Source organism: Trueperella abortisuis (assembly GCF_030811095.1).
Lineage (GTDB): Bacteria > Actinomycetota > Actinomycetes > Actinomycetales > Actinomycetaceae > Trueperella > Trueperella abortisuis.
The window spans coordinates 2,056,840-2,069,605 of sequence record NZ_JAUSQL010000001.1; the positions used below are offsets into that span (position 1 = coordinate 2,056,840).

The following is a 12,766-nucleotide window of genomic DNA, read 5'->3' on the forward strand; positions in this document are numbered from 1 at the left end:
CCATTGTCCCCTTTTCAGCGCGCGAACGCGCACCCTGCACAGCTAATGAGAGCCTCCTCCGTCTGCGCGCCGTTCGGCCCGCACGCCCCCTGGCCGGACGAACACAACGACGCCGCCGAGGCGCCCAGCCCCGCCCGCGCGAGGTGATCGACAAGGACCTGGACGAAGACAACGCTGGTGCCCGTCTTTTTCGCGACGGCGGGGATCGTGCCACCCGCCCGGATTTCGGCCAGGACACGGTCGGCCACCGAGTAGGCCGGGGATCGGGTCGCGCCGCGTGGCGCGCGGGCAGTCATGGCGTTCACAGGAACAGCTTCCCGATCTGGAAGATGCCCACGGCCAGCGCCCAGGCGATGACGAGCTGGGCGATCACGGCGGCCGTCGTACGCTTGCCACCGATGAGGCGCGCCTGCTCGGCCACCGTGGCCAAGCACGGGGTGTAGGCGAGGACGAAGACGAGGAACGCGATCGCCGCCAGACCCTGATAGCCCTCGCCCGCGGTCTCCGTGAAAGTAGCCGAGAGGAGGTCGGGGAGCTCGCCGAGGTCGTCGCCGTTGTCTTCGGCGTCGCCGGCGGCCTCCGGGTCCATGTTGTAGGAGGCCACGATCGAGGAGACCACGGTTTCCTTCGCAACAAAGCCGGTCATGAGGGCGCCGGCCATGTGCCAGTCACCGAAACCGGCCGGCTCGAAAGCGGGCTCAAGCACCTTAGCCACCTGGCCGTAGGCCGAATCCTCCATGGGCAGTTCGGGGTCGGCGAAGGACTTACCGGAGGCGCCCGAACCCATCGGGATCGCGCCAAGGAGCCAGACCACCATCGTCATCACCACGATGATCTTGCCCGCGCCCTTGACGAAGATCCACGAACGCGAAAGCGCCTGGCGCAGTAGCACAAGGGCGCGCGGCACCTGGTAGGCCGGCAGGATCAGCATGAGCGGGGACTGGGCGTCGTTCTTCGTGAAGAAGAACTTCAAGACCCACGCGCCCAACACCACGAGCGTGATCGAGACAAGGTAGAGGGAGAAAACCACGGTTCCCGCAGTGTCGGGGAAGAAGATCTTGGCGATCATGAGGTAGATCGTCAGGCGCGCGGCACACGACGTGTACGGCGTGATGAGCACCGTGACAAGGCGCTGCGCCGGGGAGGGAAGCGTGCGTGCCGCGGCGAGGGAGGGCAGATTACAGCCGAATCCCATGATGAGCGGCAACACCACGCGCCCGTCGAGGCCGATGCGGCGCATGAGGCGATCGGCGAGGAAGGCGGCGCGGGCCATGTAGCCGGAGTCCTCAAGAATCGACAGCGCGGCGAAGATCGTGAACATGAGCGGCACGAAGGAGGCCACCACCCCTAGGCCGGTACACAGGCCTCCCACCAGGAGCGAATCGACCCAGGTTCCGCCCAAGCCGACGACGCTGAGAAGCCAGCTCACGCCGTTTGCCAGCGAGATCGCGCCCTCGTCCGTGCTGGAGAATAGGCCGTCGAAGTAGTCCTGAACCGGGCCGACCCACTCGCCGGCCAGCTTGAACAGTAGCCACATGACGGCAAGGAACACGATCGGGCCGACGACGGGGTTAAGCAGCACCTTGTCCACGCGGTCCGAGCGGGAGGGCCCGTGGATCTCCGTGTGCTCGGTGTGCTCATTGATGGCGGACTCGACCCGATCCACCCAGCCGAACAGGCGGGTGGCGCGCTCAAGCTCGGCGTCCGAGCTGGAGTGGTGGTCGGCCGTGTGGGTGGGGTCAAGGTCGAGGGACGACGCCCGGTCGTGCCCGCACCCGCAGGCCGGACCGGAATCAAGCTGTTCGAGGTCCAGGCTGGAGGCGCGATCGTGCCCGCACCCGCAAGCCGGGCCGCCACCGCAGGAGGTTTGGGCGAGCAGGTCACGTTCATCGGCGTCGGAAAGCCGGCAGATCGCTAGCGGGTTTGAAGCCGCTCGGGCGTTGTAGCCGGGGGCGCCCGGATCGGCGTCAATCCCGGCCACGCGGCGCGGCTCGAGGATCGCCTGCTCGACGAAGCGGTCGAGCTGTGCGTACTGGGCGCGCTTGCGCGGGTCGAAGACCATCACGGGGATGCCAAGCGCGCGCGAGACCACCGACGGGTTGATCTTGATGCCGTTGTCCGCCGCGACGTCGGCCATGTGGATGACCGCCGCGACCGGGTAGCCCGTCTGGGCCAGTTGGCCCACGAGGTAGAGGGAGCGGGTGAGCGCGCCGCCGTCGAGGATCGCCAGCACGAGGTCGACGTGCTGGTCTGCCTGGCCGCGCCGGCCGCCGTGCTCGGGCGTCGGGGCGTAGGCCGGGGCGTCGTCGTGCGCCCCGAGGGCATCGGCGCGGGAGTATGCGCCCACGTGGGCGGGGGCGGGTGCGCCGGCGAGCGTGTCGGCCACGACCTTCTCGTCCGGGCTGTTGGGGATGAGGGAGTAGGCGCCGGGCAAGTCGAGCACGCGGGCACCCAGGTTGCGCCAGGTACCGGCCTTGACCTCCACCGTGGTGCCCGGGGCGTTGATGACCGCCTGACGGGCGCCCGTCACGCCGTTGAAGAGCGTCGACTTGCCGACGTTCGGATTTCCCACCAGAGCGATGGTGACCCCTGCGTAGCGCTTCTTTTCCTTGACTTTTTCCTGGGTGGTCATGCGACGAGCTCCGCCTCGATATTCTTTGCTGAACGATGGTCGATCGCGACGCGCGATCCTGCAATGTTAAGAACGAGTCCCCCAAATCCTGCGTGTTGGATAATCGTGGCCTCGGCACCAATCCTCACGCCGATTTCCTGCATGCGTAGCAGGGAGTGTTCGGGGAGCTTGAGGTTGGTCAATCGAAGTGAGACCCGGGTGGGACATTCGCTGAGCTTCATGTTTCCTCCAGAAAAACCTTGACGGCTAGGAGTAAGGATAACCTTGCCTTGCCTATTTAAGAAAGCTAAAAGTCCCATAAAGCCCAGATTGGACCCATTCCATGTACGTAAGCCCGGTTAACCCCGGTTCGCCCTGGCTGGTTGCCGGGGCCAGCCTCAGCCGGCTATGTCCAGCGCTCGCGAGCGCGCCATCTCCACCGCCGCGGCCACCGCGCCGACGACGACGGCCTCCGCACCCAACTCCGAGCCCACCAGCTCGGGAACGATCGACTCGAACGCGTGCGGCATGGCGGCCCGGGCCGCTTCGATCACGCGCAACATCGCCGGCCCAACCGCGCCCGAGACCACGATCCGTTCCGGATCGTAGAACGATTCGAGTACCGTGACTATCCGCGCGAGCCTCTCGCCGACGTGGGTGGCGATCACTAGGGCATCGGGGTCGCCGACTTCGATAGCCTCGAAGACGAGCCGGCCGGTCACCTCTTCGGGCGACAGGCCGTCGAACGCACTCCCGGGTGTGGGCCCCACGGCATCTCCGGCGACTGGCTCTCCGCCGCTAGCGGCCTCTCCCGCGGCGGCGAGCTTCGCCCCGAGCAATCCGGCGTACTCCGCAAATCCGCGCGAGTCCCCCACCCCCACGACGTGCTCGAAAGCGTTCATCTCGCCCACGGCTCCGTGGGCTCCCCGCAGCAGCTTCCCGTCGATGACGACGCCCGCCCCCATGCGCGCGCCGCCCAGCACGGCGACGTAGCTCGCGCAACCCCGAGCGGCGCCTACCGCGCCCCCGGCGACAGCCGCAAGCAGGGCGTCGTTCTCGATGCGGACGATGGGGGCAAGATCCGAGAGCGCGTCCAGCAGGCCGGGGTTGACTCTCTCCCAGAAGCCGGCGTGGTGACTTGGAGAGTCGCCGGACTCGTTCACCGGAGCTGGCACGCCGACGCACACAGCGAAAAGCTCGCGCTCGGTGCGCCCGGCGGCCCGGAGCGCCTTTGCGATGAGCGAGCGCACGGCCTGCCTGCGCTTTTCCGCCTCACCTTCTGCCAAAGCCTCCACCGGCCGCGCCCTCGTTTCGGGCTCCCAGCCGGACAACTCGTTCACGCTCGCCAGCGTGGTACCGGCTAGGTCGGCGGCGATCGCCGACAGGTGGGTATAGCCGGCATCCACACCGACGACGACGCCCGCCTGCGGCCTGAACGCGAAGCGTCGCGCTGGACGCCCCTTGCGATACACCAGGGCCCCACCCGGCCTCGTGGCGTCGCCGCCCTTCTCTTCGCCGGCCTCACGCACGTTGGCCAGTTCGAGCACGAGTCCGGCGTCGGCGAGCCGACCGAGCGCGTCGATCGCGGTGGCGCGCGTCAGCCCCGTGCCCTCCATGACATCGGTTGCCGTGAACTCCTCGCGCCCCCACACGTAATCCAGAACCGCGAGCTGACTGGCCGGCCGGCCGGACTCGGTGTGCCCGAACCACTCGGAAGGTGTTGACCAACGATTCTTCATGGGGTCATAATATCAACATGTCTTAAATTTACTTGCTAAATTTATTTCACCAATCAATATCGTCAATCGAGAAGACAAGGGTGTCACCTATGAATCGACGATTGAAGCCCGTGGCCATCGCCGCGGCACTTGCACTCGGCGCCGCCTCGCTCGCAGGTTGCTCCACCGGCTCCCGCAAGGAGGTGCGCTTCACCTTCTCCAAGCGCGAAGCCATCTCCTTCATGCAAAACGTGGTCGACGACTACAACGCGTCCCAGAATCGCTACCACATCAACCTCGACACCTCGGGCGTCGACGTCGTGTCGGCGAGCTTCGTGCGCGGCAATCCGCCCGATCTCATGCTCGCCAACTACAACTACGAAGTGGCGCGCTTCGTCGAACGTTGCACGCTCTCGGACCTATCCGATACCGACGCCGCAGCCGCAGCTGACCTCGACACGTTCGGTCCGCTCATGATCCAGTATGGCGAGTGCGAGGGCAGGGTCAGCGCCCTTCCCTATTCGATCATGTCCTCGGCCGTCATCTACAACAAGGAGATCTTCGCCGAACAGGGACTCGAGGTCCCCACCACGTGGGACGAACTCATCGAGCTGTGCGACAAGCTCGAAGCCGCCGGCGTCGATCCGTTCTACGCCACGTTCAAGGACGACTGGACGGTCGGCCAGGGCTGGTTCGACTACGCGGTGGGCGGCTCGCTCGACGTCATCGACTTCTACGACCAGATCCACGCCGAGGGTGACCAGGTCGGACCGGGCGCAGCGGCGTCGTTCGAAAAGGACTTCGCCGAACCGATGGAGAAGATGAAGACCCTCACGAAGTATGTCAACCGCGACGCCGCCTCCCGCGCGTACGGCGACGGCAACCTCGCAATCGCCCAGGGTAAGGCCGCCATGTATCTGCAGGGTCCGTGGGCGTTCAGCGAGATCGCGAAGTCGGCACCAGACCTTGACCTTGGCACCTTCCCGCTACCGATGACGAACGACCCGGCCGACCTCGCCGTCCGCGTCAACATCGACCTCGCGGCCATGATCCCCGCCGACGCGAAGGAGCCCGACGGCGCCCGCGACTTCCTCGAATACCTCTATCAGCCGCAGATCATCTCCAGCTACAACGCCTCCCAGCTCGGCTTCACGCCGTTGGTCGGAGCTCCCGCCCCGGATGATCCCCGCGTGGCCGGAATGATCCCCTACTATGACGCCGGCCAGATCTACCAGGGCCCATCCGTCCTTATCCACAAGTCGATTCCCGTTTTTAGCTACGCCCAGGCCATCGCCGTGGGAGGCGACGCCCATTCCAACCTCGCCATCCTTGACCAAGACTGGTCGCGCCTTGCGTATCGCCAGCCGAAGGAGGATTAAATGTCTGCCGCTCCTCTCTCTACAACTACAACAGCCAGCAAGCCGGCCGCGTCAGCGTCCAGCGGGGTTGATGTGCACACGCGTCACCCCCGCACCCGTCGCCGGCGGGTCGAGCCGCTGTACTATCTCTTCCTCGTCCCGAGCGTGATCCTGTTTACGCTTGCAATTACCCTGCCCGGCGTCGTCGGAATCTTCTACTCGTTCACCGACTCGATCGGCATCGGAGATTGGAAGTTCATCGGCCTGACTAACTACAAGGCCCTCTTCACGGATCCGGCGGTCCTGCACGCCTACGTGTTCACGTTCGGTATCGCGATCGCCACGGTGATTGTGGTCAACCTGGTGTCCTTCTTCCTCGCGATCGGTCTGACCTCCCGGATCCGTTTCACGACCACGCTTCGCGCGATCTTTGTGATCCCGATGGTCATCTCGGGCATCATCATCGCCTACGTGTTCAACTTCCTGTTCTCCAACTCGTTGCCGGCGCTGGGCGAGGCCCTTGGGATCGAGTGGATGCAAACCTCCATCCTCGCCAACTCCAACCTGGCCTGGATCGCGATCGTCATCGTCACGGCGTGGCAGGCGATCCCGAGTACGATGCTCATCTACATCGCGGGTCTTCTCTCTATTCCCGGCGAGGTCTACGAGGCCGCCGAAATCGACGGCGCCTCCAAAACTCAGAAGCTCACCCGCATCACGATCCCGCTGGTGTTTGGCTACGTGGTCATCAACATGATCTTGGGATTGAAGAACTTCCTCAACGCCTACGACATCATCGTCGGTTTGACGAACGGCGGCCCCGGTACCGCCACCCGTTCGATCGCAATGACGATCATCACCGGCTTCAACGGCGGTGACTATGCCTACCAGATGGCGAATGCCACGATCTTCTTCATCGTTGCGGTCGCGATTGCCCTGCTTCAGCTTTCGATCACGCGTGGAAGGAACCGACTCTGATGCCTGCTAACGACGCCGTTGCCACGGCCCGTACCCACTCTCCCGCTGTAGCCGGCTCGCCTTCTCGCGACGCCGTTGCACACGCGAAGCCCGCCCGCGGCAAGTCCAGCCGGAAGATGGAGCGGGTGAGCTGGTCAACCACCATCTTGCTCATGCTGGCCTCCATCACCGTGCTTCTGCCTCTCTACGTCACGATCTCGATGGCGTTTAAGTCTGGCTCCCAAGCGGTGGACGGCAACGCGTTCTCCCTGCCCAACCCGATCAGCTTCTCCGGCATTGTCGAGGCCTGGAACCTCACCAAGTTCCCGGTAGGCGCGGGCGTGTCGCTGGCCGTGACAGCCGGGACAGTCGCCTGCACGGTTGTGCTGGCGGCCTGCGCGTCGTACGCGATCGTGCGCAACTGGGACCGCAAGCTATTCCGCTACTCGTTCTACTATCTACTTGCCGCGATGTTCATCCCGTTCCCGGTGGTTGCGCTGCCGCAGATCCAGCTGACCGGCCGCGTCCACCTGGATAACCCGCTCGGCGTGATGGTGCTGGCCACGATGTTCCAGCTGTCCTTCTCGATCATGTTGTTCACCGCTTTCCTGCGCTCGATACCGGAGTCGCTGGAGGAATCGGCACGAATTGACGGCGCCTCCACGTGGCAGACTTTCTGGAAGATCGTCTTCCCGCTTCTTGCCCCGATGGCGGCGACAGTGGGCATCTTTGCCTTCCTCTACGCCTGGAACGACTTCATGATGCCATCCCTCATTATCTCCAACCCGGATCTGCAGACCTTGCCCGTCCGCCAGAATCTGTTCCAGAACCAGTTCTCGAACAACTACAACGTCTCCTTCGCCTCCTACCTCATGGCGATGGCGCCGGCGATTATCGCCTACATTTTCACCCAGCGCTGGGTGATGGAGGGCGTGACTCAGGGCGCGGTCAAGGGCTGAGGACTGATCGCTCTGGCGGCGCGTCATGCGTCGCAGCCATCAACAACGTCAACAACTGAAAGGACCGACATGACCAACGCACACGCAATCACTGCCGAAACGCCGTGGTGGCGCCAAGCCGTGGTCTACCAGATCTATCCGCGTTCCTTCGCGGATGCGAGCGGAGACGGGATTGGCGACATCGCTGGCATCACCTCGCGCGTCGACTACTTGGCCGAGTTGGGGGTCGACGCCGTGTGGCTGAGCCCCTTCTACCCTTCCGAGCTCGCCGACGGCGGCTACGACGTCATCGACTACCGGGATGTCGACCCGCGCTTGGGCACGCTGGAAGACTTCGACGCGATGCTCGCCGCCCTCCACGAGAGAGGGATCAAGCTGGTGGTGGACATCGTCCCGAACCACACGTCGAATAAGCACGTGTGGTTCCAGGAGGCGCTGAAGGCTGGTCGCGGATCAGCCGCGCGCGAGCGTTACATCTTCCGGGAGGGCAAGGGCGAAGACGGGTCGGAACCGCCGAGCGACTGGGTTTCCGCGTTCGGGGGGCCGGCCTGGACTCGTGTGGAGGACGGGCAGTGGTACCTCCATCTGTTTGCCTCCGAGCAGCCCGACCTCAACTGGGCCAAACGGGAGGTACGCGACGAGTTCCTCAAGACGCTCAAGTTCTGGTCTGACCGGGGCGTGGACGGGTTCCGCATTGACGTTGCCCACGGCCTGGCGAAGGACATGAACGAGCCATTGGCGTCGTGGGCGACGATCCAGGCGATGCCGACGACGGGTGGCACGAACCCTCTCTACGACCGCGACGAGGTTCAGGAGATTTACGCCGAGTGGCGCACCCTTTTCAACTCCTATGACCCGCCGCGTACTGCCGTCGCCGAGGCGTGGGTGGACTCCTCGCGCGTGCCACGCTACGCCAGTCCGGCCAGCTTGGGGCAGGCCTTCAACTTCGACCTACTCGAAGCCGATTTCGAGGCCGGCCAGTTCAAACCCATCATCATGCACAACCTGGCGCTCGCGAAGGAGTCGGGGTCGTCGAGCACATGGGTGCTGTCCAACCACGACGTCGTCCGGCATGCCACCCGCTACGGCCTGCCAAACCCGCCGCGTACACCTGGCAGTTGGCGGCCTAACGAGCGGCATGGCGCCCGATGGTTGCTTTCCCGCGGCGAGCTACCGATGGACCGGGAGCGAGGGCTACGTCGGGCACGTGCGGCCACGTTGTTGATCTTGGGGTTGCCCGGCTCCACCTACATCTACCAGGGTGAGGAACTCGGCCTGCACGAGGTGGCAGAGATTCCGGACGACCGCCGCCAAGATCCGACCTTCTTCCGCACCGGCCATGCCGAGATCGGCAGGGATGGTTGCCGCGTGCCGCTGCCGTGGGAGCCCGACGGGGTGTCGTTCGGCTTCGGTTCCACCGAAGCCCATCTACCCCAGCCGGGATGGTTCGCCGATTGCGCCGCTTCGACGGGCGGCAACGAGGGAACGCTTGAGCTGTACCGGAACGCCTTGCACCTGCGCCGCGAGCTGGAGACTCTGGAGGAACTCACGTGGGTGGAGGACATGGGAGCGAACGTCCTGCACTTCCGCCGGCCGAATGGGTGGGAAGTGATCACCAACTTCGGCGAGGAACCCGTGGAGTTGACGGAGGAACAGGCGAAGCGTGTTGTGCTGTGGTCTTGGCCGGCCGCGCCTGACGGGACCTGTGACGCTGGTCGGAGCGGAGCCGGCAACCCCGGCATGAGCGGCACCCTTCCGGGCGAGACCACGGTCTGGCTCCGCGGGTAGCCCCCACCGGCAGCAGGGCCAGCTCCCTGGCTGGTTGCCGGCGGGCCAGCTCCCTGGCGAGATCTGGAGCGTTGCAGGGAAGCTGGGGCGCTGTAGGGACGGCTGTGGGCCCGGACTTGGAAAAGTCCGGGCCCACAGTGCCATCTAGGCTGGCGCTACCTCAGGTCGTACTCGGTAAACTCGCGCGGCCCGCTCTCTGAACCAACGGGCGCGCCGGGTGCGGCTTCCGCACCCGCGGCACCGGCGGCGAAAGCGCCCGGATCACCAGCACCCGGCTGGCCCGCACCCGCGGCGAAAGCACCGGGCAGCCCAGCACCCGGCTGACCCGCGTGCGCTACGACATCTGCCGCGGCAGCGCGGTAAGCCGCACCGGCGTCGCGCGCCGCATCGGCCACGCCCGCGGTCGCCGCCGAGGCCGACTTTCCAAGCCCGGAGAAGAGCTTGGCAAGGCGCTTGCGGAAGATGATCGCCAAGATGATAAGCAGGAGGACGACCACGCCCGCCACGATCCAACCGATGAGCTGGCCCATGGTCGGCCCGGAGGCGTAACCGGTGAACATGATGTAGTTCGAATCGGAGGCCTCGTAACTGACCTGCGAACCATCGCGCGACCAGGTGGACATCGGGTCTTCCCCCCAGTCGTTCATGGTGCCGAGCTTGATCTTGCCCGTCACCTGAGAAACCTCGGACCCGGCCGCGAACTGGTGAGGATCAAGCCCCAGGCCGACGGCGTAGTCGGCGTCGACGTAGTCCTTCTCCCCCTCGGCCAGGTCGCCCACGGTGAAGTAACCGCCAAGGGCTGCGGCGACGCTATCCGCGTCGTCGTCGGACGTGAACGTGAAGGAGTACGTGCGCTTGCCGTCGGCGTCGGAGGTGGTCATCTTGCCCGTCGACGGCGTCAAGGACTTCTCGATGTCGTCAAGAAAGTCCGCGTAGTCGTTCGTGTCGATCACCAGGTCCATGTCAAGGGTCCAGCTCCGGCTCATCGAGATGTCGGCGGTGAAGTCGAGGGAGTCGAAGACGATGCCGCGCTCGAAGCTGAGGTTGAAGTTGCTGCCCGAGGAGTAGGCCACGTTCTCCCCGGACTCAGTGGTAAACCCGCTGGGTGCGTAGACTTGCACCGCCGTCGAGCAGTAATCGGCGCAGATCTGGGTCGAGTCGACCGAGCCGCGATACGTGCGCTTGACCTTCGGCTTGCCCTTGGCCTCCTCGGTGGAGACCTGGAAGGAGGCCGCTCCCTTGCCGAACACCGCCTCCAACTTGGTGGCGACCTCGTCGGCGGATGCCGCCTGGAAAGACGCCGTACGCTGGTAGTTGCCCGCGGCCGGGTCGACGTCGGCATCGACCTTCACGTCCTTCAGGGCTCCGAGGAACTTGTCGTCGAGGGCCTTGACGTCACTGCTCGGCGTCGACATGCGGCTCATGCGGACGACGACGCCGTAGCTCTCGTCGCCGCCGTCGGTCACGTCGACGGTAACGCCGTCAAAGCCGTGGCCCTCGGTCTCGGTGATGGCGATTTGCCCACCCCACTCGTTGGTGTAGGTCTGCCCGCCATAGGTGACGGTGGCGCCGTCCTCGCCCTCGATGACGTTCGAAGCGTCGTCCTGCGCGATGACGCCCTCAGCGACGAGCGCGTCACTGACCCAGGACAGCAGGTGCATGGAGGAGAAGTTCTCAGTGAACTCGAAGCCCTTTTTCAAGGCGTTGTCGGAGGCGAACATCGTGACCTCCGGCTCGAGGTCCTCGCCGGAGGCCTTGACGATAGCGGCGACCTTCGCCTTGTAATCGTCCAGGTCGGTGAAGGACAGGGTGAAGTTACCCGTGACCTCTTGCTCGCTCACGGTCAGCCCCGAGAACTGCAGACCCTCGGGCAGGTGCTTCTTGATCGCGGCCTCGACGGCCTCGTAGCCGCCGGTGATGCGATCCTGGGTGCCGGCGTCGTTGGCCATGGTGAAGGAGATCGTGCGCGTGCCGGCGCCGTTCTCCTCGAGCGCGACCTGCGTGCTCAGGCGCGCGCCACACGCGGTGAGCGTCAAAAGGAGCGCCACTAAGAGCGCAACTAGGCTAAAGCGGTTCTTCGTCATGACTACGACACCAGCTGCACGACGACGAAGAAGATCAGCACGGTCACCACCGCGGCAAGCCCATTAAACAGCGTAAACGGGACAAGCATCGACTTTTCCACCTGCGCGATCCGATTCACGCCCACGTAGTTGGCGATGTTCGCCGCGTAAGCCGTCAGCGCCACGCCCACCAGGAACACGAGCACTCCCAGGAATACCGTGACCACCGTGGGGATGATGAACAAGATCGCGCTCAGTGCGAGCATGAAGGTAGTCGGCGTCGCGGAGACCGTCCACACCGAGGCCACCCGGCCGAACGGCACGGTGACGCCGCGGATCTTCAACGTGAAGTACATAGCGGCTATGTGGCAGAACACCGCCGCCGCGAACACCACGACGCCGAAGAAGAAGATCTCCACCGCGACGCCGAACACGTCTCCCGAATCGAAGACCCTGAAGCCGTAGCTGTCAAAGAAGCTAGCAATGCCATTGAGCGAGGCACCTGCCGCGCCGGCGGGGATGAGCGCCCCAAAGAACACGAAGAGGGCGAGGGCCACGTGCCAGTAGTGCTTGTACGCCTCACCGACCTTGAACGCCTCCACCAGTCGGCCCGACAGGATCAGCTTGCAGACGGCCCACATGGCCGGGAAAGCCCCGCCGACAGACTCTGTCGAGTTCGCGGGCGCCGCGGGGTCGGCCGGCTGCGTGGGGTTCGCGGCGTACGCCGCGTTCGGGTCGTAGGGCGCGGCCGGCTGAGCCGCGCTGGGAGCGTAAGGGGCGATCGGCTGCTGAGCCGCGGCCGGGTCGTAGGGCGCGGCCGGCTGCTGCGTCGCGCTGGGAGCGTAAGGGGGAATCGGCGGCGTGGGCGCCTGTGCGATCGGCGTCGTGGGCGCTTGTGCGATCGGCGTCGTGGGCGCCTGTGCGATCGGCTCGGTCGGCGCCGCGTCGCCCGTCACTAGCGGACGGGTCGCGTCGTCGAGCGGCGCATCCTCGTCGCCATTTTTGCCAGGCATGGGATCATTCTGATTATTCACGATATCCCTTTCATTTGTGCGTATGAGGGGCACGTTTTGTGCAGATTTATTCTAGCGCGGGGCCTCCCGGCCGCGGCGGCCCTTCCACACTCCGACGCCGCCGACAGTTCTCTTGAATATTCCGACTGCCGATCACTATACGGGCCCGCTCCCCCTCACATTCATGAGTTGTGACGGGCAGGGCAGACGGCCGGCGCGAAAGGCCGGGCACAACGGCGTGCTCCCCGGAAGATGGATCTTAACAGTCCAACTTCCGGGGAGCACTTACTGTTGCGGGA

At 65.1% G+C, this 12,766-nt stretch carries 10 protein-coding genes; 4 read left to right on the top strand and 6 right to left on the bottom strand.

Going from position 1 to position 12,766, the window contains the following annotated elements; all coding sequences use genetic code 11:
- Positions 1-14: 14 nt before the first annotated feature.
- The 4 genes from J2S45_RS09290 to J2S45_RS09305 all read right to left on the bottom strand — a co-directional run bounded on the left by J2S45_RS09290 (position 15) and on the right by J2S45_RS09305 (position 4,350).
- On the bottom strand, positions 15-305 hold the full coding sequence (locus tag J2S45_RS09290) for a hypothetical protein (RefSeq protein ID WP_307635201.1): 291 nt from the start codon (positions 303-305) through the stop codon (positions 15-17).
- Entirely contained in the window at positions 302-2,632 is a 2,331-nt protein-coding gene (feoB, locus tag J2S45_RS09295; protein WP_307635202.1) for a ferrous iron transporter B, read from the bottom strand. The genes J2S45_RS09290 and feoB overlap by 4 nt, the downstream gene beginning before the upstream one ends.
- Entirely contained in the window at positions 2,629-2,853 is a 225-nt protein-coding gene (locus J2S45_RS09300; RefSeq protein ID WP_270975647.1) for a FeoA family protein, read from the bottom strand. Before J2S45_RS09300 ends, feoB begins: the two co-directional genes overlap by 4 nt.
- A 156-nt stretch (positions 2,854-3,009) precedes the next feature.
- Positions 3,010-4,350, bottom strand: a complete 1,341-nt coding sequence (locus J2S45_RS09305; RefSeq protein ID WP_307635203.1) for an ROK family protein — start codon at positions 4,348-4,350, stop codon at positions 3,010-3,012.
- 89 nt (positions 4,351-4,439) lie between these two features.
- Here J2S45_RS09305 and J2S45_RS09310 point away from each other — a divergent pair, with 89 nt between their 5' ends.
- The 4 genes from J2S45_RS09310 to J2S45_RS09325 all read left to right on the top strand — a co-directional run bounded on the left by J2S45_RS09310 (position 4,440) and on the right by J2S45_RS09325 (position 9,391).
- Positions 4,440-5,708 carry an ABC transporter substrate-binding protein gene (locus J2S45_RS09310; protein WP_307635204.1) on the top strand — a complete coding sequence of 423 codons (1,269 nt, stop codon included), beginning with the start codon at positions 4,440-4,442 and terminating at the stop codon, positions 5,706-5,708.
- Positions 5,709-6,665 carry a carbohydrate ABC transporter permease gene (locus tag J2S45_RS09315; RefSeq protein WP_307635205.1) on the top strand — a complete coding sequence of 319 codons (957 nt, stop codon included), beginning with the start codon at positions 5,709-5,711 and terminating at the stop codon, positions 6,663-6,665. It begins immediately after the preceding gene.
- Positions 6,665-7,603 (top strand): carbohydrate ABC transporter permease, encoded by a 939-nt coding sequence (locus J2S45_RS09320; RefSeq protein WP_307635206.1) that lies wholly within the window; start codon positions 6,665-6,667, stop codon positions 7,601-7,603. Before J2S45_RS09315 ends, J2S45_RS09320 begins: the two co-directional genes overlap by 1 nt.
- Before the next feature lie 69 nt (positions 7,604-7,672).
- Positions 7,673-9,391: a glycoside hydrolase family 13 protein gene (locus J2S45_RS09325; RefSeq protein WP_307635207.1), complete on the top strand. Its 1,719-nt coding sequence runs from the start codon at positions 7,673-7,675 to the stop codon at positions 9,389-9,391.
- Positions 9,392-9,546: 155 nt separating this feature from the next.
- Here J2S45_RS09325 and J2S45_RS09330 read toward each other — a convergent pair whose 3' ends face one another.
- Positions 9,547-11,475, bottom strand: a complete 1,929-nt coding sequence (locus J2S45_RS09330) for a hypothetical protein (RefSeq protein WP_307635208.1) — start codon at positions 11,473-11,475, stop codon at positions 9,547-9,549.
- A gap of 2 nt (positions 11,476-11,477) precedes the next feature.
- Positions 11,478-12,467: a hypothetical protein gene (locus tag J2S45_RS09335; protein ID WP_307635209.1), complete on the bottom strand. Its 990-nt coding sequence runs from the start codon at positions 12,465-12,467 to the stop codon at positions 11,478-11,480.
- Positions 12,468-12,766 lie beyond the last annotated feature (299 nt).